Source organism: Pseudomonadota bacterium (assembly GCA_039815145.1).
GTDB lineage: Bacteria > Pseudomonadota > Gammaproteobacteria > Steroidobacterales > JBCBZW01 > JBCBZW01.
Genome location: JBCBZW010000006.1, coordinates 26,314 through 48,367 on the forward strand (window position 1 = coordinate 26,314; position 22,054 = coordinate 48,367).

Here is a 22,054-nt window from a genome sequence, read left to right on the forward strand (position 1 = left end):
CTTAGCCTTCGCTCATGCGCCAAAGCCAGACGCCCAGCAAACTCAGGATGATGAGCTCCGGCGCCAGGGACAGCACCATAGGATGCAGGCGGTAGATCACCGCGAGGTGCACGCTCACCTGCTCGACCAGGTAGAACGCGACCCCCGCGATCACCCCGAAGGTCACGCGCTCACCGATCGGCAAGACACGCGTGTTACCGAAGACGAAGGGCAAGGCCAGCAGCATCATCGCGAGGGACGCCAGGGGTAAGCTCAGGCGCTGCCACAGCAGCACCCGAAGCCCGTGTACATCGAGGGCGTTAGCGCGGGCGTGGCCGATGCGGGCGCTGAGGTCGAACAGGCTCAAGGAAGCTGCCGGCGCCACCAGCGTGTCGAGCCCACCGACGGGGAGATCCACCTCGCGGGCTTCGCCGGCGAGGCTGCGATCGGCCACCGGCGCATCCTGAGCCACCGATAGCACGCGAACGTTCTGCAGCTCCCACTGCGCGCGATCGATCACGCGCGCCGATACAGCCTGACGCACGCTCACGAGCGAGTCGTCCTCGAAGGCGTAGATCTCCACGTCCTGTAGTAGCGCGCCGTCCGGTTCGCCGTCCACGCGGATGATCTGCTGACGGCTTCGCGTCCAGAAGTCCGCTTCGCCTGGCACTGGATCAGCCGCACCATCCGCCTCGCTCGCCACCACCTCCTGCTCCGTCTCCGCCTTGTCGCGCAATCGCTGCGCCTCGCGCTCGGCCAAGGGCACGACGAACTGCGCGGCCAACAGGAGCGCCACGCCCACTGCCAGCGCCGTGAGAATGGGGCCGCGCATGAGCTGCAGGGGCGATCGCCCGATCGCTCGCGCGGCCGTCAGCTCACTATGGCCCGCCAAGCCGCCGATGCCGATGAGGGCCCCGAGCAGGAGCATCACCGGCAACAGATCCAGCAAACGATTCGGCAAGGTGAGCCCGACGACGGCGAGCGCATCGGTGGCGCTGTACAGGCCCTTGCCGACATCTTCCAGTTCCTCGGCCAGGGCCAGGAAGCTGAACAGGGCGAGGAGCATCAAGGTCACCGGCAACAGGGCCTTGATCATGCTGGTGATGAGGTAGAGGTGCAGGCGCACTAGAGCTTGCCGCCTCGCCAGGGTTTGTAGGCCACCACCACGGCCACGGTAAGCAAGGCGGGCACCCAGAAAATGGTCGGCAGGCGCTCCTGCTCCACCCAGGTGCGGGCCATGCCGATGAGGATGTAGTACACCGCGTACAGCCCAACGGCGATCATCACCTTCGAGTAGCGCCCCTGGCGCGGCAGGCTGTGACTCAAGGGGATGGCCAGCAGCGCCAGGAGCATCACCGAAATGCCCGTGGAGAGGCGCCACTGGTACTCGGCCTGATCGTCACCCACCGTGGACCGGGACAGATCGGCGGAAGTGGCGGACTTCGCCTTGTAGGGAGGTGTCTCCGGCACCGCCGCCGCCAGGGTCAAGCGCAGCGCTGAAAACTCTCCGACCACGTCGAACTCGCCATCTTCGATGCGAAACACGCGGGCGTTTTCCAGCTGCAGTTCGTGATCGGTGGGCGTGACGAACTCTTCCACATGGCCCCTGGCCGACGCGATCACCTCCACCCGATCGGCCACCCGCGTGCGCACGAAGATGCCGCGCAGATCGCCCGGTTGGCGGCCCCGGGCGCGCACGTACACGGTGCGGTCCTGATCGTCGTAGTGATAGAACTGGCCCGGCTTGATGCGCTCGAGCTCATCGCTCGCCTCCGCCTCGGCCTTCAGCTGGTAGATGCTCGCGTAGGCCCAGGGGCGCACCAAGAGGGAGCCGACGGCGGTAACTAGCGCCACCACTAGCGCGAGGACGACGATCGGCCGCATCAGGCGCAGCCGGGACATGCCGGCACTGCGCAAGGCGTCCATCTCGCTGTCGCTGTACAGCTGCCCGAGGCCGACCACGATGGCCACGTAGAGGCTGATCGGAATCAACACCTCCAGGGCGATGATGCCGCGCAGGGCGGTGATCTGAAGCACCTCGGACATGCTGAGCAAACCCGTGGCCGCGTCGGTGAGAAAACGGGTCAGGCTGTAGGTGACGAACAGGGACACGAACAGCCCGATGATCAGGAGCATCGGGCTGGCGATGTGCCGGGTGATATAGCGGTCGACGATCACGCGGCGGCCGATCGATTCACCAGCGCGCGCGCAGGTCCGTGATCAGCGCATCGTTCTGCGCGGACGTGGTGGCGGTGGGCTCACCCAACGCTGGCAGGGCCGGCCACCCTGCATCGGCAAATTCGATGCCGGCGAAGCTGCGCGGCGTCGCGTACCGTGGCAACACGTGGTAGTGCACGTGCGGGTCCACCATCATCAGCATGAGGTAGTTGATCTTCTCGTACTGCACGAACTCGCCCAGCACCCGTTCGATGTCACTCACCACACGGTGTCGTTCGGCGATCGCGGCTGGCGAGAGATCGGAGAAACGCATCGCTGCGCTGCGGGCGGCGAGCACCAGGGAGCCGAGGGTCACCTGCTTCGGGCGCAGCAGTACGCACCAGTGCTCGTACTCGTGGACGAGCGTCTGGGGGTAGCCGAACTTGGTCATCGTCTCGTTCATCTAGACCCTTCTCCCTGCACCGACGCTGACAGTACTAGCGTGTCGGCCAGGTGGTGACCACCGTCGCCGCGTGTGCCAGGTCTGCCGCATCGTCGATTTCGCACCAGCTCAAGCCCTCGATGGAACATACCCCGACGTGCCCCGTGGGCGCCAAGGCATCGATGGCGGACAGGTACCAGCGCTTTAGACCACTTTCATCGCGCATCATTCGATCGAGTTGGGCACTGAAGATGGCCGGGCCCTCACCGCGGAAGGTCATCAGCCCGATCGACTCGGCGTTGACCGGCGCATCACCGAGCTGCTTGCCGACGCGCTCCAGGCGCCCGCCCTGCTCCACCACCTTCATATCATCATCGTCGTACTCCGCCTTGCGATCGATGCAGAGCGTCACCGCATGGTCCGCCGGGGAGTCCAGGAGCCGTTGTAGCACCGCCGCCTCGAACAGGGTGTCGCCGTTCATGATCACGAAATCCCCAGTCATCTCCGGGCGCGCCAACCAGCAGGTGCCGAGGTTGTCGCAGGCCGCGTAGAAGGGATTGTGGGTGGTGCGCACGGGCACGCCGGTGAAGGCGTCGGTGATGGCCTGAACCACGGGCGCGCGGAACCCGGTCATCACCACCACCTCGTCGATGGCGGTCTGGGCGATCTGGCTGAGCTGCCACTCGAGGGCGGTGCGGCCGGCGACATCCAAGGCGCACTTCGGCGTGTTTTCGGTCAGGGGCAGTAGGCGTCGACCCTGGCCGGCGCTGAGTATGATGGCTTTCAACGCGTCTCCTGAGATTTCCCTAGACGAAAGCCGGCCATGATAACAAGTCGGACGCCTCTCTTTCACCGTGAAGGGCCGTCGACCGCCGGACCGCGCGCTACAGAATAAGGAACTCCGGCGCCCAGTCCGCGTCCACCTTCAGCGGGCTGTCCGGCGCGGTGAACACTTCGCCATCGATCGCGTAGCTAGCAGGTCGCGGCGCCTGCCCAGCGCTCGCGAAGCGCAACGCCAAGCGATGGCAGTTGTGGCTGTGGTAGCCGGCGTCAGCGCTCGGACGCGCCACGCCGGGCAGCCCCAACAGGCCCCCTAGATGGCGCACCAACCGGGCCGATCGCTCGACCAGGGTGAAGCGCACGGCGCCCTCCTCTCGGCCCCAGTGGGGGCGTGCGCCCACGAGCAGCCGATCCAGGGTGGACACAGCGAGCACCGTGGCACCTGCGCTAGGCGCCAAGCGGATCGCTTGGGCCCCGTCACCGAAGGCCTCCAGGGTAAGCGGCAAGGGCGAGTCGAAGGGGGCTTCCGCCCGCAGCACCCCTAGCACGGTACGGGCCATGGCCAGGCCGGCGGTGAGTTCACGCCGGGCTGCACCCTCCGCCCACAGGCGACGGTTACAGTAGTCGATCCCTTCGACCACCGCCCCTGCACCCAGAAAAAAACCCGCTTGCACACCGCCAGGCGGGTACGCCCTCAGGACGGGGCGACGAGCGAACTCCTTAAGCGCCGCCCCCTCCCTGGCCACCTCAGCCAGCACGGCAGCCGCCGCCGACCAGCGATGATGGCGATTGATGTCGCGCGCCGACATGTTAGTCGAGCCACCTGGGAGGACGGCGAGACGCGGGCACGCCAGCCCATGAGCATCGCGCTCAGCAAGCAAAGCCAATAGGGCCTGGAGACTGCCGTCACCCCCGCTGATCGCGATCAGATCTTCGCCGGCGCCATCGAACGCCCGCACCGAGCTCGCCATGTGCTCGGCGCTCTCGGTGAGCACCAGACGCACGTGAGGTGCCTGCGGCAACAGCGCCTGCAGGGCCTGCGCGCGTTCCGCCTTGCCACCGGCGCCCGCGTTGCAGAGGCAGAGGACGCGCATGCTCACGCGTCCCTCGTGGCCGCCCGTTCGCGCAACACGTGTTCGGCCAAGGTGAAGTCAGCGGGCGAATCCACGTCGACGGCAAGCTCTGCGCTGTCGAGTAACACGGAGCGAATCGTGGCATCGCACTGCTTGCCCACGTGCGACAGGGCATCGTCGCGCTTGAGGCGGCCCGCGAGGTAACGCACCAGCACGGTGGGTCCGAGCTGGCGAGCCATGCGCAGGGGGTGCTTGCGCATGGTCTCCAGCGACTGCCAGAAACGCAGCACGCGCAGGGCCCTCGGCGTACGCAGAAAAAACAGGTTGCTGCCGCAGCATTCACCGTCGTGAAAGCGCAGCCACGTGCGCTGACTGTGGGGAAACCGCTCGCGTACGCGATCGGCGAGCACCATGCCGACGACCACGTCCGCGCCCGTCATGGCTTGCGCCTTGGTGCAGAAATCGCGAACCGACGATGACTGCAGCAACGCGTGATCGGCGCTTGTGAGCAACAGGGGCCAGGTGCCCGCGTGTTCCGCGGCGGCGATGGCACTCGCCGCCGGCCCTCGCGCGGGTGCCACCCAATCCACATCCTCGCGCTCGCGCCAACGGCGCACGGCCGGGCTCTCCGAGAGGCCGGCGCCCGGGCCCACCAGCAGGGTCCGTTCGATACCGCTCTGCGTGATGGCGCCCATGGCCCAGTCGATCAGGACGCGGCCTTCGAGTTCCATCAGCAGCGCGCTGCGCACGCCGTGAGCGCGCGCCAGGGTATTGCCGCCGGGCCGCTCCCCCGCCAACACGACGGCCACCGGCGGCAGGCTCACAGGTCGCACGAATACATGCGATAGCGCTTGGACACCTTGCCGCCGATCGACTCGATGATGCTGCGCATGCCGTCGTTGGACTCGAGGATCCAGGACAACTCCGTGCGCGTGATGCCGCGGGCGATCGCCGGCTCCTTCAATGCGTGAATGAGGGCGAAGGAGAGGCCGGGCCCGAGGCGGGTGAAGTGGAACTCGCGGCGCACGCCCATGAGGGGCACGCGGCCGCTGCGCAGGGGCCCCCGCTTCAGGCGCCACAGGAGCTTCGCCCAGCCGAAGGGCAACAGGGCGCCATCGAGATCGGCGATGTGCGCGTTAACGTTCGGCAGCAGCACGATGAAGGCCACGCCACGCCCGTCGATCTCCGCGATGCGCAGAAACTCCGGCGGCGTGATCATCAACATCTCCTTGCCGATCGTGCGGAACTCCTCCTCGGTGAAGGGCACGAAGCTCCAGTTGTCGCTCCAGGCGTCGTTGAAGATGTCGCGCATGAGCTCGAGTTCCTCATCGAGCTTGCGCTTGTCGATACCCCGCAGCGTAAGCCCCTTCAGGTAGCGCTTACGCAGGCGCTCGTGCACCGGCGGTACGACGTAGGTGTCCGTGTCGATCTCGTAGGCCAGCATGTCCTGGGCGCCGGCGAACCCGGCTGCCTCGATACGCCCGGCGTAGTAGAGGCGGTGATGGCCCATCATGAAGTAGGGCGGGCTGTCGAAGCCGTCCACGAGCACACCCACCTCCTGGTTCACGTTGAGGTTGAAGGGGCCGAGGGCGCGCGTGCGCTGGCGCTCGCGCAACCAGTGCTTGGCCACCTCGAAGAGACCGTCGAAGTAGTCCTGGTCGTCCGGCGCCTCGAGCATGCCGAAGAAGCCCACCGGCTCCCCGTAGCGCGCCTCGTAGAGCTCGTCGATCTGCGCCGTGATCCTGCCGACCGGCGTGCCCCCATCGTCGTAGGCCACCCAGCCCTGCCACTGCAGGTGATCGAACACCGGCGCCTTCGGCGACAGGGCATCCTTGCGCTCGAAGCGCAGGGGCGGGATCCAGTGGGGGTCGTCTTGGTACAGGGCCCAGGGCACGCGCACAAAGTCGTCAAGGGTGGCGTGCTCGGCGCCACCGCTCGCCCCTTTGGGGCTTAAGGGTTTGATCTGCATGCGCGAATTGTAGCGGAAAGGGGGTGCCTCCGGGAGCGGAGCGCCCCCTGACGACGCCCGCCCCAAGGCGCCGAATACCCGCCCGCGAGACCGCCGCGGAGCGGCATGCGAGCGAGCTTGCTAGGTCTTTCGCCACGCGCCGAGCGCGAGGACTGCCGCGCCGGCTCCCGCCCGCCGCGGAACCCGCATCCTGCCCTGGGATCGAACCGATGCAAGCGCTACGATCGGCCCCTTACCATCGACAGGGCGCTGGATCGCCATCCACCGCTCGCCGGAGATCTCCTATGCGTCTCTTGCATACCCCCCTCCTCCCGCTGCTGATCACCGCGACGCTCGCGCTCAGCGCGCCCGCCGCCCACAGCACCGATGCGTGCGCCGATCGCGCCATCGTGGCGGCGGCGGAGGTGGACGTGTCCGACGGCACCTCCTTCCGAGTGGAGAGCTTCTACCACACGATGGACAACATGGCCGTTCGCCACGCGTACCCGGAAGCGGAGGTACGTACGCGAGCGATCGAGGGGCCGCTCGCCTGGGAATCGGTGGATGACCGTGTACGCCAGGGCGACGACGACACCAAGGTGTTTGCCCTCGGCCATCAGTTCCACGCCCTGCTCCTCGAGTTCACCAGCCTCGTGCCCGATGCGGTGGGCACCGTCGTGGCCTTCGGCGAGGATGCCCAGCCGGCCCTGCGCGGCCGCCTACCCTACGGCGGCAGCGTCTCCCTGGTGGGCGCCAACGAGCGGCCCCTCGGCATGGTGCTGCGCACGCCCGACGACACGACCGTTCGCGCCACCTTCTCCGATTGGCGTCAGCTGGACGACCTCGCCCTGCCTTACGACATGGTGCTCGATGACGGTGAGCGCACCTTCTCCTACCGCTTCTCCTTCATCGACCCCCGCGCCCGCACCCCCACGTGGTACGTCGATGAGATCGAGGCGCCCGCCCTGGATGCCGTGCGCTTGTATCGTCTACACCGTCGTCTGCTCGCCGCCCACTGCGAAGGCGACGCAGCCATGCTCGGCGCCCTCAGCGCCCCCATCATGATGGTGATCAGCGATGGCCAACTCACCGACGCCACCTCCCTCGACGTGCAGCGCGGCTTCGAGCAACTCTTCACCCGCCTGGACTACCAACGCTACGAGGATCTGCGCCCCCCGGTCATCGAGGTGGCCGACTCGGGAGATCTCGCTTGGGTCGCGGTGGAGGTGCGCGCACGCGGCACGGTGCGCAGTGCGCCGGACGACACCTTCGACGATCGCTGGGCGTGGGTCATGCTCGCCCGCAAGGAGAAGGGCGATTGGGTGCACGCCGGCAATGCGGCGACGCGCCGTCAGCCCTGACCCGTCAGCGGCGACGGACTAGCACTTACGCTAGCTTCCCTACCACGTAAACAGGCGCGTGTCGGAGATGTCGTTACCATCGACATCTCGCGCCGGCGACGGCGGAGAAGACCTGCGCGTGAGCAACGACACCACGACGATGGCGACGACACTGAGCACGAACGCCGGCACGGCCCCGATGTAGATCGCATCCCAGATCTCGCCCCCCGTGTGCGGGAACAGCACCCAGATGAACACCAACCAACTCACCGCACCGGTCGCAATCGAGGCCATCGCGCCCGGCACGTTGGCCCCCTTCCAGAGCACCCCACACACGAAGGTGGCGGCGATGGTCGGGAACGCGACGGCGCCGCCGAACACCAGCAGGTTGTACAGATCCCCCATCGCCAGGCCGAACAACAGGCCGAGGGCGGTGAACGAGATCATCGCGATCCGCGTCACGCCGAGACTCAGGCGATCACTCGCGTCGGGTTTCACCGTGCGCAGCAAGGTGTAGCCGAGCAACGCGCCCGAGGTGAGCACCGTGTCCCCCGCCGTACTGATGATCGCCGACGCCGCCGCCACGAAAAACAGCACGGTGACCCATCCCGGCAGGTACTCCTGCACGAAGTTGGGGAACACGTTATCCAGCTGTGCCTCGGGCACATTGGCGTTCAGGATGAAGGCGCACATGCCGACGATCACCGGGATCATGCCGAGAGCTAAGTAGCACACCCCGCCGAACACGAAGCCGCGGGTAGCGGCGCGCTCGTCCTTGGCCGCGAGCGCGCGGGCGATGAGTACCGAGCCCCCCAGATCACCGAAGGCGATGGAGAACCACGCCGCGCACATGTAGAGCATGCCGAGCACACCGAGGTATCCCGCGAAGCCCGAAGGCTCACCCGCCGCGTTGGGCGCGCTGGTGTAGAACAAGCTAAAGGGAGGCGTGCCGTCGGCAGTGGCCGCCTGTTCGATAAAGCCCGAGATCCCGCCCACGGCCGATAGAGCGTAGGGCAGCACGATCAACAGCACGGCGGTCAGGATGACGAAGGCCACCATATCCGATCGGGAAAGGGCCCAAAGGCCGCCGGTTAAACAGATGCTTAGGATTACCACCGCGCCGAGCAAGGTGGCGGGCACGGTGGACAGCCCCGTCACCAACGCGATGATCACCCCGAGCGACAGCAGCTGCGCCGAGATCCAGGCCAGGTAGGAGAGCACGTGGACGAACAGACCGCACATGCCGATACGCTTGTCGAAGCGCGCGTTGTAGAAATCGATGGCCGTGGTGAAGCGCGAGCGCCGGAAGACGGCCACCATGAAGAACCCACAGAACAGCAGCGTCAGCATGGGCGACCAGGGGTCCCAGACGATGGCCTGAAAGCCGCCTACGTACGCTTCCCTGGCGCTGCCGATCACCACCGCCCCACCGAGCCACGTCGCCACCACCGAGCCACAGACGAAGGGTGCCGACAAGCTGTGGCCGGCGAGGATGAAGTCCTCGGTGGAGCCGGCCCGACGCGCGTAGTAGAGCCCCAGGCCGACGACCGTGGCGACGTACAGCCCGAGGGCGATCAGCACCAGGCTCGCGTGATCTGCGATGTCCAACTCGGCGGCTCCAGCGGTGATTGAAGCGGGCGACCTTGGCACAGACAACCGAATGACTCCAGCACTTGCAGGAGCTTCGCGGCAGTTAGACGGGATGACGCCGGACGACGGCGCGGGAGACGCTGGCGCCCCGACCACGATTCGAACGTGGGACCTTCCGCTTAGGAGGCGGATGCTCTATCCAGCTGAGCTACCGGGGCGTACCGCTACGCAGTCTACGCCCTGTCACGGCTCGGTTCCAAACCGCCGACGGGAGTTTGTCGGGGGCGGAAGCGGTAGCGGAAAGGGCCGGCGGGATCGGCCCCGCCGGCCCTCAGCTCACTGCAGTTAGGGCACGAGTGATACGCGCCCTGCAGGCTTAGCGAGCGTTCGGCAGCACCACGGTGTCGATCACGTGGATCACGCCGTTGGAGGCTTCGACGTCGGCAGCCACCACGGTGGCGTTGTCGACGTGCAGCTTCTCGCCCATCACCTTCAGGGTGAGGGAGTTGCCGTTCACGGTCTCAGCGGAGTCCAGCTTGACGGCCTGCTTGGCCATCACCTTGCCCGGCACCACGTGGTAGGTGAGCACGGCGATCAGCTTTTTCTTGTTCTCGGGCTTGAGCAGCTCAGCCACGGTGCCTTCGGGCAGCTTGGCAAAGGCAGCGTCGGTGGGTGCGAACACGGTGAAGGGGCCTTCGCCACGCAGCGTGTCGACCAGACCGGCAGCCTTCAGCGCAGCGGCCAGCGTCTTGAAGTTACCGTTGGCGACCGCCGTTGCAACGATGTCCTTCTCGGCAGCCATCTCACCCTTCTCGTGGTGGCCAGCGAGAGCGGAACCGGAGATAGCAGCAAAGGCAATGAAGCCAGCGAGGAACTTGGTCAGTGCGTTTCGCATCAATATTACCCTTAGGTTGGAGTTACGATGACGCCGCCGCCACCTGACGTGGCGCGCATAGCAGCGTCGCTCGGGGGCATTGTTCGCGACCCACGGTACCGCTGGTTTCATGTCGTGCGCGCAATAGGTCGAACGGTCGAACGGCGCACGGCCAGGCGCGCGGTGCATAGCGCGAATCCCGAGCACGGGTCAGTTGCGGTAAACTGAAGAACTTCAGGTATTTCAATGCGCATTCGCGCGTTCGGAGGATCAAGGATGCTTTCGCCCGGTACCCAGGCCCCGGATTTCACCCTGCCAGATCACGAAGGCAAGGACGTGACCTTGTCGACGCTGCTCAGCGATGGACCGCTGATCCTCTACTTCTACCCGGCGGATTTCACGCCGGGGTGCACCCGCGAGGCGTGCAGCTTGCGCGATCTGAACGACGATCTGGTGGCCGCCAACCTACGTGTGGTCGGCGTCAGCCCCCAGGACAGCGACTCCCACGCGCGCTTTCGCGAGCAGCACCAACTGCCCTTCACCCTCCTCGCGGATACGCGCAAGCAGGTGGCAGGGCTGTATGACGTGAAGGGACCGCTCGGACTGATCGTGCGCCGGGCCACGTTCCTCATTCGCGCCGACGGCACGATCGAGGATGCGGTGCTGGCCGACCTCAGCGTCGACCGTCACGAGGCCTTCGTGAAGCGCGCGATCGAGGCCGGTGCCACCGGCACCTGAGAACTCCCTTGACCCCGGAGCGACTCGCGCGCCTGCGCCATGCCCTGAATCGGCGCCAACCCGACCTCACGGTGGTGATGGACCGCACCCAGAAGAGTCACAACATCGCGGCGGTGATGCGCACGGCGGATGCGGTCGGGTTGCATCGGATCCACGCCGTCTCCGTGGACGGGATTCGCTCCCACCACATGATCTCCGCGGGCGTGCGCAAATGGGTGCGCGTACAGCGTCACCAGACACTCACCCAGTGCTTCGATACGCTGCGCGCGGATGGCTTCACCCTGCTCACGGCCCATCGCAGCGAGCAGTCGATCGACTACCGCGACGTGGACTACACCCAGCCCATCGCCGTGGTCCTCGGCAGCGAACTCTACGGCGTGGCCCCGCAGACCCTGGCCGAGGCCACCCAGTGCGTCGCGGTGCCGATGGAGGGACTCACGGAGTCCTTGAATGTGTCCGTCGCGGCCGCATTACTGTTGTTCGAGGCCCGCCGCCAACGCGAGGCCGCCGGCCTGTACGACGGCCCCAGTCGCTTGCCTGCAGAGCAGTACATCAAAACCCTGTTCGAGTGGGCCTATCCGCATATCGCGAGGCGCTGCAACGAGCGCGCCCTGCCCTACCCGCCGCTGCGTGAGGACGGTCAGATGGCCCACAACCCCCTGGATCCGCCCGCGAGCGCCGGCCGAGAGGCACCGCCGCCCCCCTCCCCCGAGGAGTGACCATGAACGATTTTCAACGATTTATAGAGAGTCAGCGCCAAGCCCAAGGTGGCGCGCCGGCAGGAGGACCAGGGGCCTTCCTGGCGCGAGCCGTGGGCATGGTGGCAGCGGTCGGTGTGCTGGCCATCAGCCTCATCTTCGGGGCCTTCGTGATCACCGCTGTACTCGCCATCGCCCTGGTGGCTGCCGTCGCCTTTCGCGTGTGGTTTTGGTGGCACCAACGGAAGCTCCGCGCCAGCGGTAGCCCCCATGGCCCCAGCCCGAGCCGCAGGCCTCGCCCGCCGCCTCGTGCGGGCGGCGGAGACGTGGTGGAGGGGGAATTCGAGGTGGTGGAGGAGCACGGGGACGACGACCCGCACCGCCCCCGAAGCTAAGCGCCCTATTCGGCCGGCGTAAGGCTGGCGCAACCGCCGTAGTTGCGCAGACGCTCGGGCCACCCGTAGACGATGCCCGCCTGGCGCCAACGCTTGTTCTTGCGCACGAGCAGGCACGGTCCCGCTTCGCTCTCCAAGATGAACATCTGGCCGTCCTCGACCTCCGGCCCTTCGGGTGCCTGTGCGGCGCCGTTCCAAAGGAAGGCCTTGTTCTGATCGGCCCAGCGATACCAGAAGACGTCCGGCTCCAGCCAGATGCGCAGAGGTTCGAAGTACACCCGGAAGCCCGCACGCGTGTCCGCATCGTCGCGCGCCTCCCCGTTGGCGGGGGAGGTGGAAGCTTGGCCCAGGCTCAGCCCGGGTAGGCCAAGCGTCAGGGCCGTGAGCATGATCGGCAGACCGGCGCGAATGCACCTAAGTGTGTTCATCGTTCAGCAACTCCTCTCTTACAGTCGCGACAGGGTGGCCCGGGCTTCCTGCACGCCGACGAAGTTCACGCCATCCTCAGCGATCGAGGCCTCCAGCTCTGTGCGCGCCAGCGACGACTCACCGATCGCCACGTAGATCATCCCAAGGTGGTAGCGAAGCTGGGGCAGCGCCTGCGCATAGCGCGGCTCTGCGCGCGCCGTACGCACCGCTTGCTCGAGGAATGACCGAGCCTCGGTGTAGTTCTCCAAGCGGTAGGCGAGCCAGCCGACAGTGTCGAGAAAGACGGCGTTGGACTGCGTGCGCAGGGGGCGGGCCAGCTGTGACGCGTAGTCCAGACGCTCCGCCGTGCGCTGGTGATCAGCGACCAGGGAGGCCAGGTTGTTGATCGCGACCAGGGAGGACGGATCCGTCTCGAGGATCAACTCGTACTCGGCGATCGCCGCCAGGTAAGCCGTCTCGCGCTCCAACAGTTGAGCCTTGATCAAGCGCAACTGAGCGTTGTCCGGCGCCACCACCAAACCGCGGTCAGCCACGTCGATGGCCGCGGGTACGTCGTCCAGCGCCACGTTTACGGAGATGAGATCGCGGTAGGTCGGCCACACGTCGTTGCGCACGGTGAGCGACTGCTCCAGCACTTCGCGGGCCTCCTCCATGCGCTGGCTCCGGCTCAGCACCTGGCCCTTGAGCGTGAGCCCTGCGAAGTCCTGGGGGTGGTCCTCGAGATACGCGTCGAGCTCGGTGAGCGCCTCGTCCGGTCGCTCGAGCTCCACCAGGGCGGTCACCACGCCAGAGAGCACATCGGCGGTCATCTCGCCGAGCGCCGCGGCTTCGCGGTAGGAGACGAGCGCCGACTCGTAGTCGCGCGCGGCGAGATGGGCGCGACCGGCCAGGTAATGGCCGAGGCGCGCCTGGTCGACGTTGCTGGCGCCGGCCGCCGCGACGATCTCATTCGCCACGCTCAACGCTTCCGCTGGGCGGCCATCGCGCATCAGCGCCTCCGCCAGCAGACGCACGCTCGTCTCACTGGGCGGCGCACCGGCCTCGTCGGCCCTGCGGATCAGCGTGTGGACATCACGAAACTGCTCGCGTCCGTACAGGACGCCGGCCAGGCGGTCGCGGGCGAAGGCGTCGCCAGGGTGAGCCGCCAGCAGATCCCGCAGACGCTCCTCGGCCAGAACGCTGTCGCCCGCCTGCGCGTGCGCCTGGGCCAGCAACGTGAGCGCGCGGCGTGAGTCGGGGTCGTTGCGGCGGGCAGCGCGCAGATCGGTGATGGCATCCTCCACCTGACCGTCCTGTAAGGCGAGACCTGCGCGCAGGATCAACGCCTCCGGATCCCCCGGCGAATCCTCGAGGACGGCCTCGATCAACGGGCGGGCCTCGTCCATTCGCCCTTCGCGCATGTAGAGCTTGGACAGTTCGTTGCGGGCGGTCGCGCGATCCTCCGCGTCGTCGGCACTGCTGACGACGCTCTCGAAGACCTCGATTGCCTCGGGGTTTCGCCCCTGCGCCTGGTACAGGGTCGCCAGGGCGAAGCGAAACGCCTGAACGTCGGGTTCCGCCGCGACGTAGGACTTCAGGGCGGCCTCGGCCTTTGCCGGGTCACGTCGGTTGGCAAGGAATTCGGCGTACTCGAGCTTGGCCGTGCTGTCTTCCGGGTCATCGCTGACCAGGGCTTCCAGCACCGCTTCGGCCTCGTCCTCGCGGCCTCGCTGGACGTAGAAGTTGGCCAGCTGATAGCGCACCGCGTTGCGCTCGGGGAACTGCTCGATGAGCGAATTCAGCCCCGACTCCACATCCTCCCAACGCTCCAGGTTCTGCAGCGCCTGCAGGCGAAACAGGTGCAGCGCCGCCGCCGACGGATTCAGGCCGATCCCCTCATCGAGCGCAGCCAAGGCCTCGTCCACCTGTCCCTGCTGGTAGAGCAGCGAAAACAACAGCGAGTGGGCCGGGACGTTGTCCGGATGATCGGCCAGCACCTGGGTGATCTGCTCAGTCGCCCCGGCGAGATCGCCGTCGAAACGCGTCAGGGAGGCCTGCAGCACCTGCACGTCGGGATTGTCCGGCGCCAACGCCACGGCCTCGGCGACGTTCTCCCGTGCCTGCTCGATCGCCTCGGGTGTCTGGCTGGCGGCACCGAGCTGCAAAATGCCGAGCTTCACCCGGGCATCGATGTTGCCCTCATCGATGGCAAGCACCCGCTGCAGATGGTTGTACATCGCCCGGTAGTTGCGATTCTGCTCTGAGATTCGCGCAAGCAACATGCGCGCCTCGATGTTGTCGCGATCGATCTTGACCGCCGTGCGCAAGTCCAGCCGGGCTTTGACGAGGTCGCCCTCGTCGAAGAACTCCTGCGCGCGATCGATGTACTTCGCGGCACGATCCTCGGCACTACCGCAGGCAGTTAGCAGCATGGCCGCGAGCAAGGCCGTCAGCACGGGCAGCAGGGTTCTCATGGTTTTCCTCGAAGTTTAGTTGTCGGGATGCGCCCCACGTTGGCGCGAGAGTCTACCGCAGGCGCACCGTGTGCGCGTCATCGCGCTCCGTCGGTCAGCCCAGCAGGAGTGCGCGCAATCCAATCAGCAGCAGGCAACTGCCGGCCGCTCCGCTCAGGAGGTTCAGGTAGCGATTGCCTTTGCTGCTCAACAACTCTGTGGCGTAGAAGAGCACGGCGAGGCGAGCGACCGCCTGGTCCTGATCGAGCACGGCGCCCACCGGGGCCAGCGGGGTCGCACCGTCCGCGCCCAGCAGTAGCACCACGACCACGAAGAGCAGGATGAGGATATCCAGGGGAGACGTGCTGAAGCGGCTACGCCGAGTCACGCGAATCGCCACCACCAGCGCCCCCACCAGGGCCAGGGTGAGGATGTTCACCGAGAGCTTCGGCACGATGCCTACGCCGCCCGCATCCGCCGTCTCGAGCACGAACACGGCCAGCACGGCAGCGCCGTAGAGCGTGATTCGCCGCAACAGCCGACGACGACGCCCACTCAAGCGCAGCGTGAGCAGCAAGCCCACCCCCGCCACGATGCTCGCAAGGCCCACGCCCGGCGCAAAACCCAGGGGCGAGAACGCCGCTAAGGCCACCAGGGCCGCGAAACCTGCCTCCACCATCGAGACGCTCACCGGATGCAGCCAGGGCATGCCGCGCAGCCAGAGGTTGCGCCGCTCAACGAACTCCCCAGGCTTGGGCGCTTCGCGCAGGCGCCAATCGGTCACCCTCGCCACGCGAAAGCCGACCACGATCACGGCGCAGGCGAGCACGTAGATGCTCACCACAACGATATCCGCACTGAAGCGCACGGCCAGGGCGCACAGCACGAGCGCGGCCTGCACCACGTAGATGGTCGAGACCGCCTCGTAGTGCTTGAAGCCCATATCGAGCAGGCGGTGGTGGAAGTGCTTGCGGTCGGGGCGGAACGGCGACTGGCCGGTGCGTATACGCCAGATCATCACCGAGAAGGTATCGAGAATCGGCAGACCGAAGAGCAGCACCACGATGGCGGGATTGAGCGCCGTGTCGAAGTGCTGGGTCAGGGCGATGGCGAGGCCCGCCGTCATGAAACCGAGGAACTGGCTACCCGTGTCGCCCATGAAGATCTGCGCAGGGTAGTTGTTGTAGCGCAGGAAGCCGCACAAGCCGCCGATGATGGCGATGGCGTAGAGGGCGATGTGCCGGCCCTGCTCCGCATCGCCCACCATGAGTTCCAAGGCGGTCTGGGTGACGTTCTGCCCCGCCGGCGTGCCCGCGATGAACGCGATCGCGCCCAAGGTGACCAGGGAGATACCGCCCGCCAACCCGTCGAGGCCGTCCGAGAAGTTGATCGCGTTAGTCACGCCGATCAGGAAGAGGAACGTGGTGGGATAGGACAGGAACGCCGGCACCGGATCGATGCCCACAAAGGGCCAGACCTCGATCAGCAGCCCCCCGCGCATCGCGATGAGGGCGGCCAGCGCCTGGCCCGCAAACTTCAAGCGGTAGTCGAGTTCCTGACGATCGTCGAACAAGCCGAACAGGACGATCACCATCGCCCCGAGCATCAGGTGGGCGAGCAGGGAGTCCGCCGGTGCCCACAGGACGATGGGCAGGAGCGCGCCGGCGACGATGGCCACTCCGCCGCTGCGCGGCACCAGACGCTCGTGGACCTTACGCGCGTCCGGGGTGTCGATGAGTCCCAGCCTTCCCGCATAGCGTTGGAGGACGGGCACCAGGAGCATGCTCGTCATCAGGGCAAACAGGAAGGAGGTAAAGAGGCTCATCTCGACTCGTCTTCGCTCGGGCCCGTGCTCAGTCCGGCAGGTACTGATCGAAGCGCAAGCTCACCTCACGCAGGAGCCCCTGCAAGCGAGCCTCCGCCTGCTCCGGCGTCTCGCTCTCGAGGATCGGCGTGGTCAGGCGCAGCAGGGCACCATCGGTGCGGTTCAGGCGCAGGGCGTCCCACAGCAGGTACCACTTCACCGCGTACTCATTGGTCAGCGAACGGCCGCGTTGATCGAACCAGTAGTAGACGAGCTGGCGGGAGCGCTCCTTCTGGATCAGCACGCGGTTGACCCGCACGGGCGCCTCGCCGGGGATGCGCAGGTCGACCTCCTCCACCCGCGAGTCGTTGATGATCCAATCGTTACCTGGCAGGCAGGAGCGCGGCGAGTGGATCGATGCGCCCTTACGCTGAGACGCGTAGTACGCCGAGTAGAGATTCACCGGCGCCCGCTCGCTGGTGCTGGTGTAGTTGATAAGCGCGTAGTCCGTGAGCTTCAGCACCTTGAGGATGTTGGGGCGCAGGCGCTCGCTGCGCCCGACCCAGCCATCGCCCAAGCGCAGGGGGAAGCTCGTAAACTCCGCCCGCGGCGGTACCACCTCCTCGCGGGCGGTCAGCGACAGGGTGAAGACGGCCATCACCACCACCGCCACGGTCGCTACGGTGGCCGAACGCGCCAGGCGCTGGTGGTCGAGGCCTCGCTCGGCAGGCTCCCCGAGATCCACCACGAACACGTCGTTGAAGGAACGACCGCCGCCGGTGAAGCGCGCCAGCAACCACATGCCCGCGAAGAGCATGCCGACGCAGGCCATGAAGATGACCCAGCCCTCGAAGTAGTGCAGGAAGCCCTCCGCCTGCTCGATGCCGAAGTACTCCACCAGCACACCGATGATGCCCACGCGAATGCTGTTCATGAGCACCGTGAGTGGAATCGAGGACAGGAACACCAGCACCCGCTGCCACGCGGGCGCCTTGAACAGGTAGGCGCAGAGAAACCCGAAGCTCATGAGTGGGAACAAGTAGCGAAGGCCGCTGCAGGCCTCCACCACTTGCAGCTGATAGACGCCCAGATCGATCACGTTACCCTCGAGGAACACGCTGATATCGAACAGGCGAATCACCGCCACCCCGAGCGCCGAGGAGATCAGCTGCAGCTGCTGGCTCAAGTTGGCGTAGAGGAAATTCGGCAGGGGGATCATGAAGAACAGGTAGACGAGCGGCACCCACAGGTAGCGCATCGCGCGCACGCCGAAGATCGCCAGGCACACGCCGGTGAGGGTGAGCAGGAAGGCGTACTGGATGAGTACGTAGAGTGTGCTGAGCTCGCCCAGCAGGAACAGGCCGAGCCCGGCGAAGGTCACCAAAAGCCCTAGGTAGCTACCTGACCAGGCGAGGCTGCTGAGGGCGCGCCGCTCGCGCCACACCATGGCGGCAGCGATGATCGGGATGAGGTAACCGTGGCTGTACTCCTCGCGTGACCACTCGTCGACCATGAACGCGAGGCCGTCGAAGAAGATCAGCCCCAGGGCGGCCAGCAGCACACCCAGGGTCACCCACGCCAGGGTGGACATCAGGGGCAGGCCGTCGCCCGATGAGGCGGGTGGCACCGGAGGGCCGGAAGCGAGCGTTGCATCGTTGGAGATGGAAACCATGTCGTCCTTGCCGTTGCACGTGTCAGGGCGCCGCGTTGGCGCACCGTCGTAGTTGGCGAACCCTGTCCTTGAGCTCGTCGATTCTACCAGTTGCCCCCGCCTCAGGCGCTCTGGCGGAGCTCGCGATAGTTGTCATAAAGGGGGCCGAGCACACGCTCAGGGGCGTAGGGCGTCACGGCTTCGACACACGCCTGATCCAAGCGTTCGCGGGGCATTGAGGCGGACAGGGTCATCACCCGGGCCACGGCCGCAGCGAAGTGCTCCGCGCTGCGTTCGTGGGTCGGGATCACCCACCCGTTTACCCCATCGCGTAACACGCGTCGCACTTCCCCGACGTCGCTGGCGACGGCGGGCAGGCCGGTGGCCATCGCCTCCAGCAGGGCGATCGGCATCCCCTCGTAGCGTGAGGGAAGCAGGAACACATCAGCGCCGTGCAGGTAGGCGCCGATCGCCTCCGGCGGCAGCAGGCCAGTGATGTGCACGCGCTCGGCCACGCCGAGAGATCGGGCAGTCGTCTCCAGTTGCTGGCGCAGGCTGCCGTCCCCCACGTAGACCAGACCCCACTCTCGACCGTCGTCGTTCTGCGCCAGGCGCGCCAGTGTACGCAGCGCGAGGGCGGGCTCCTTCTGCGACTCCAGCCGCCCTACCTGCACCATCAGCGCGGCGTTCTCACCTAATCCCAAGCGCTGGCACAGCGCCTGTCGAGCCTCGCCTCGGACGGCGAGCTGCGGCACGGCGAAGCGATCGCTATCGAACCAGGTGGGCGTGAATCGCACGCGACTGGCAAGGGTCGGATAGCGTTGCTTGAACCCGTCCACAGCGCTCTGAAACACGCTGAAGACGCTGGCGGTCCGAGCGATCAGGCGCGACTCCAGGGCGAAGTACAGCCCGGGCAGATGGCGCCAGCGGATGTCGCTCCCGCGGTCGTAGAGCACCGCGCTGTCCTGGTGCAGGATCGCGCTGATCTGCGTTCCCCGCGGCAGCAGGGCGACGGGCTCGAGGCGATGCACTTCGGCCACGTCGTAAGCGCTGCGATCCACCAGGCCCCGACGCGGCGCGAGCGCGGCGAGGTAGCGGACCGTCGCAGGCACGCGCGGCTGACGCGAGGGGTCGTCCACGGCGTAGGTGGCGAAGTGGCGATAGGTGTTGCCCCGCAGCTGGCAACTGAGCCAGCGCCCGACGGGCCGGGTTTGGGCATCCGTGGTCAGCCCTACGACGCTGAACTCGATGTCCTCCGGCGCCCACCCGATCAATCCGCGGATAAAGGTTTCGATACCCCCCGGCACCGTGCCTAAGGGATCGGATGGGTAGAAGATGCGCACGCGTGTGGTGGGCGGGGTCGGTGCGTTCATGCGATCACCTGGCGGGCGCGGTGGTCGGCGCCACCTGTTCGATGAGGGCGGCCGTGTCGCGAATCATCGCCTGTACGGTGAACGACTCGCACACCCGATCGCGCCCGGTCGCACCCAGGCGAGCCGCCTTGGGTCGGTCCGCCGCTAGGGCCCCCAGTGCTTCGCTCAACGCGGGCACATCGCCCGGCGGCACCAGCCAGCCGGTCCGGTCTGCCTCGATCGCCTCGCCCATTCCACCCATCCGCGTGGCGATCATCGGCGTGCCCATGGCCAGGGATTCCAACATCGCCATGGAGAAGGTCTCGACGCTGGTCGAGGCCAGCACGCTGGCATCGGCCAGGGCGTAGAGCGGCCGCGTGTCCTGCACGTCGCCGAGCAGATGCACCCACCGGCTGAGCGCGAGGCTGCGCCGCTGCGCCTCGATCTGTTCGCGCATCTCCCCATCGCCTGCCAGCACCAGGTGTAGCCCGCGATGAGGTTGCTCGGCGAGGGCTCGCAGCAGCAGCAGATGCCCCTTTTCTCGCCGCAAGCGCGCGACGCAGATCAGCACCGGCGCGTCCTCCTCGATGCCTAGGGTGGCGCGCAGGGCACGCGCCGCCGCTTCGTGCGCCGGTGCCGGTGCAAAGCGCTCGGCATCCACGCCGTTGTAGACCACTGCCGCGCGAGGTGCGAGCTCCGGGAAGCGCTCGATCCAATGGGTCGCCTGCGCGCGGCAGACGAACACCACGCGGGCGCAGCGGGCGATCAGAGGCCGGTAGAGCCAGCGATCGAAACGTTCCTCGCGGGCGGATAGGTTCTGGGTCGTGTGCAGCGCCACCACCAACTCGGGCCTGCCCCGCAACGGACTCAACCACCGCGCGAGGGACGCGTAGAACAGGGAGATCTGCAAGGTGCAGTGGATCACCGCGAAGCGATGCGTGCGCATGAGGCGCACGAGTTCCCAGACGAGGGACCACCCGAAGCGCCCGCGACGTTGCAGTCGGTGGAACACCACCTGAGTGCGGTCGATCTCCTCGAGCTGATCCAGGTTCTCGCCGAAGGTGGCCAGATGCACGGCGAAGCCCTGGCGAGCGAGTCCGTTGGCCAAGCTGATGGCCTGGGTCTCCGCCCCGGCACGCACGAGGGAGGGCAGCAGCAGGAGAATCGGTGACGGTCCGTTGGACGGGCTCATGGGCGCGAGCGGTCAGGAGGTGGGCAGCGACAGCGACGAGCGCGCGTGAGTCGCATCAGCCCCCCGGTCGCCTGGCGTTGCCCCGGTACTCAGGTGTCGCTCCACCACCGCCGCAGGCGCGTAATGGGCCAGCGCGAAGTTCCGACATCGCTCCGCCATGGCCCGCAGGGTTGGAGGATCAGCCAGCAGCGCATCGAGTTCCCGCGCCATGGTGTGCACGTCGCCACTTACGGCTAGCCCCAAGCCGTGGCGGGCGATCAGTCCATCGGGATCGAAGAAGCTCACCACCGGCACGCCGCGAATCCACGCCTGCAGGAAGGAGTTTGGAAAGCCCTCGCTATCGGAGGTGTTGACGAACACCCGCGCACGGGCGAACTGGCTGTTGACCTCGTGGTACGGCACGGCGCCGAGCATCGCCAGGTTGGGGATCTGCTCGGCCTGTGCTCGTACCTCATCGTAGAGGGGCGCGAAGCCGGGCACGGCACCGCCGATCATCGCCAGTTGCCAGCGCCCCAAGGCTCTGGCCAGCTCGGGCACGAGCTCCGGTCGCTTGAAGTCGCGCAGGTTGTTCACCCAGAGGACGTCCACGTCGCGCTCGCCATCGAGGGCCTCGCCTGGCAACTCGACAGCCATCGGAATCGGCGTGCTCTCGAGGCCATAGTGTTCGCGCAAGAGCTCGCGTTGATGCTCGCCCTGGGCGGAGATGAAGTCGGCGCGCTTGAGTCCGTACTCGTAGAGCTTGCGGTCACGCCAGAAGCGAATCAGCTGTTGGCCGGGAATGCAGTCTGTGTCGTGGGCCACCCGAAACACGAAGCGTCGTCCGTGGCGCGCGGCGTGCCAGGCCGTCAGTCCGGTGATCATCCCCGCACACGACTGGTAGTACACATCGGCGTCCGCGGCCACGAGGGCGCGCAGGATGCCGCTCGCCCGTGGATGGAGAAAGCGCAGCACGGGAAAGCCCGCGCGCTCGTCGTAGGCGGTGTGCACGCGAATGTCGTCGATCACCTCATCCGCGGCCTGCCCGTGATCCTTGACGAGCATGTGCACGTCCCATCCCGCGGCAACGTAGGCGCGCGCCAGCAAGGTCTGCTGAACGGACTCCCCGCCGAAGTAATCCCCTCCCGCGCGAGGGTTGAGGACGGGGTAGTTGTCCAACCCCACGAAGCAGATGCGGGGCATG

At 66.8% G+C, this 22,054-nt stretch carries 20 protein-coding genes and 1 tRNA gene; 4 read left to right on the plus strand and 17 right to left on the minus strand.

The window, feature by feature from the left end; genetic code table 11:
- Position 1: 1 nt before the first annotated feature.
- The 7 genes from lptG to AAF184_03180 form a co-directional block, all read right to left on the minus strand.
- Entirely contained in the window at positions 2 to 1,105 is a 1,104-nt protein-coding gene (lptG, locus tag AAF184_03150; GenBank protein ID MEO0421306.1) for an LPS export ABC transporter permease LptG, read from the minus strand.
- Positions 1,105 to 2,157, minus strand: coding sequence for an LPS export ABC transporter permease LptF (lptF, locus tag AAF184_03155; protein MEO0421307.1), 1,053 nt, complete (start codon positions 2,155 to 2,157; stop codon positions 1,105 to 1,107). The genes lptG and lptF overlap by 1 nt, the downstream gene beginning before the upstream one ends.
- Before the next feature lie 16 nt (positions 2,158 to 2,173).
- Positions 2,174 to 2,599, minus strand: a complete 426-nt coding sequence (locus tag AAF184_03160; protein ID MEO0421308.1) for an HIT family protein — start codon at positions 2,597 to 2,599, stop codon at positions 2,174 to 2,176.
- Between the two features lie 34 nt (positions 2,600 to 2,633).
- Positions 2,634 to 3,365, minus strand: coding sequence for a phosphocholine cytidylyltransferase family protein (locus AAF184_03165; GenBank protein MEO0421309.1), 732 nt, complete (start codon positions 3,363 to 3,365; stop codon positions 2,634 to 2,636).
- Between the two features lie 97 nt (positions 3,366 to 3,462).
- Positions 3,463 to 4,452, minus strand: coding sequence for a diacylglycerol kinase family protein (locus AAF184_03170; GenBank protein ID MEO0421310.1), 990 nt, complete (start codon positions 4,450 to 4,452; stop codon positions 3,463 to 3,465).
- A 2-nt stretch (positions 4,453 to 4,454) separates the two neighbouring features.
- Complete coding sequence (locus AAF184_03175) at positions 4,455 to 5,255, minus strand: NTP transferase domain-containing protein (protein ID MEO0421311.1); 801 nt, start codon at positions 5,253 to 5,255, stop codon at positions 4,455 to 4,457.
- Positions 5,252 to 6,400, minus strand: a complete 1,149-nt coding sequence (locus AAF184_03180) for an N-acetyltransferase (protein MEO0421312.1) — start codon at positions 6,398 to 6,400, stop codon at positions 5,252 to 5,254. The genes AAF184_03175 and AAF184_03180 overlap by 4 nt, the downstream gene beginning before the upstream one ends.
- 284 nt (positions 6,401 to 6,684) lie before the next feature.
- On the opposite strand from AAF184_03180, the gene AAF184_03185 reads away from it, so the two are divergent.
- Positions 6,685 to 7,740 carry a hypothetical protein gene (locus AAF184_03185; GenBank protein MEO0421313.1) on the plus strand — a complete coding sequence of 352 codons (1,056 nt, stop codon included), beginning with the start codon at positions 6,685 to 6,687 and terminating at the stop codon, positions 7,738 to 7,740.
- 39 nt (positions 7,741 to 7,779) lie between these two features.
- Here the strand turns inward: AAF184_03185 and AAF184_03190 are convergent, their stop codons facing one another.
- The 3 genes from AAF184_03190 to AAF184_03200 all read right to left on the minus strand — a co-directional run bounded on the left by AAF184_03190 (position 7,780) and on the right by AAF184_03200 (position 10,204).
- Positions 7,780 to 9,327, minus strand: a complete 1,548-nt coding sequence (locus AAF184_03190; protein ID MEO0421314.1) for a hypothetical protein — start codon at positions 9,325 to 9,327, stop codon at positions 7,780 to 7,782.
- Between the two features lie 123 nt (positions 9,328 to 9,450).
- Positions 9,451 to 9,527: transfer RNA gene (locus AAF184_03195), tRNA-Arg, on the minus strand.
- A 158-nt stretch (positions 9,528 to 9,685) separates the two neighbouring features.
- On the minus strand, positions 9,686 to 10,204 hold the full coding sequence (locus tag AAF184_03200; protein ID MEO0421315.1) for a fasciclin domain-containing protein: 519 nt from the start codon (positions 10,202 to 10,204) through the stop codon (positions 9,686 to 9,688).
- Positions 10,205 to 10,459: 255 nt separating this feature from the next.
- On the opposite strand from AAF184_03200, the gene AAF184_03205 reads away from it, so the two are divergent.
- Genes AAF184_03205 through AAF184_03215 form a run of 3 tightly spaced genes read left to right on the plus strand, consistent with a single transcriptional unit; the run spans position 10,460 to position 12,014 of the window.
- Positions 10,460 to 10,921 carry a peroxiredoxin gene (locus AAF184_03205; protein MEO0421316.1) on the plus strand — a complete coding sequence of 154 codons (462 nt, stop codon included), beginning with the start codon at positions 10,460 to 10,462 and terminating at the stop codon, positions 10,919 to 10,921.
- Between the two features lie 8 nt (positions 10,922 to 10,929).
- The gene (gene trmH, locus AAF184_03210; protein MEO0421317.1) at positions 10,930 to 11,640 is read left to right on the plus strand and encodes a tRNA (guanosine(18)-2'-O)-methyltransferase TrmH; all 711 of its coding nucleotides are present in this window, start codon (positions 10,930 to 10,932) and stop codon (positions 11,638 to 11,640) included.
- Positions 11,641 to 11,642: 2 nt separating this feature from the next.
- Positions 11,643 to 12,014, plus strand: coding sequence for a hypothetical protein (locus AAF184_03215; protein MEO0421318.1), 372 nt, complete (start codon positions 11,643 to 11,645; stop codon positions 12,012 to 12,014).
- Between the two features lie 5 nt (positions 12,015 to 12,019).
- On the opposite strand, the gene AAF184_03220 is transcribed toward AAF184_03215, so the two are convergent.
- The 7 genes from AAF184_03220 to AAF184_03250 all read right to left on the minus strand — a co-directional run bounded on the left by AAF184_03220 (position 12,020) and on the right by AAF184_03250 (position 22,053).
- Positions 12,020 to 12,442, minus strand: coding sequence for a hypothetical protein (locus AAF184_03220; GenBank protein MEO0421319.1), 423 nt, complete (start codon positions 12,440 to 12,442; stop codon positions 12,020 to 12,022).
- Positions 12,443 to 12,460: 18 nt separating this feature from the next.
- The gene (locus AAF184_03225; protein ID MEO0421320.1) at positions 12,461 to 14,896 is read right to left on the minus strand and encodes a tetratricopeptide repeat protein; all 2,436 of its coding nucleotides are present in this window, start codon (positions 14,894 to 14,896) and stop codon (positions 12,461 to 12,463) included.
- A 94-nt stretch (positions 14,897 to 14,990) separates the two neighbouring features.
- A complete protein-coding gene (locus AAF184_03230) occupies positions 14,991 to 16,700 on the minus strand; it encodes an MraY family glycosyltransferase (GenBank protein ID MEO0421321.1) in 1,710 nt (569 codons plus the stop codon).
- 28 nt (positions 16,701 to 16,728) lie between these two features.
- Positions 16,729 to 18,351 (minus strand): VPLPA-CTERM-specific exosortase XrtD, encoded by a 1,623-nt coding sequence (gene xrtD / locus AAF184_03235; protein MEO0421322.1) that lies wholly within the window; start codon positions 18,349 to 18,351, stop codon positions 16,729 to 16,731.
- 101 nt (positions 18,352 to 18,452) lie between these two features.
- On the minus strand, positions 18,453 to 19,703 hold the full coding sequence (locus tag AAF184_03240) for a glycosyltransferase (protein ID MEO0421323.1): 1,251 nt from the start codon (positions 19,701 to 19,703) through the stop codon (positions 18,453 to 18,455).
- A 4-nt stretch (positions 19,704 to 19,707) separates the two neighbouring features.
- On the minus strand, positions 19,708 to 20,874 hold the full coding sequence (locus AAF184_03245) for a glycosyltransferase family 4 protein (protein ID MEO0421324.1): 1,167 nt from the start codon (positions 20,872 to 20,874) through the stop codon (positions 19,708 to 19,710).
- 12 nt (positions 20,875 to 20,886) lie between these two features.
- Positions 20,887 to 22,053, minus strand: coding sequence for a glycosyltransferase family 4 protein (locus AAF184_03250; GenBank protein MEO0421325.1), 1,167 nt, complete (start codon positions 22,051 to 22,053; stop codon positions 20,887 to 20,889).
- Between the last annotated feature and the right edge of the window lies 1 nt (position 22,054).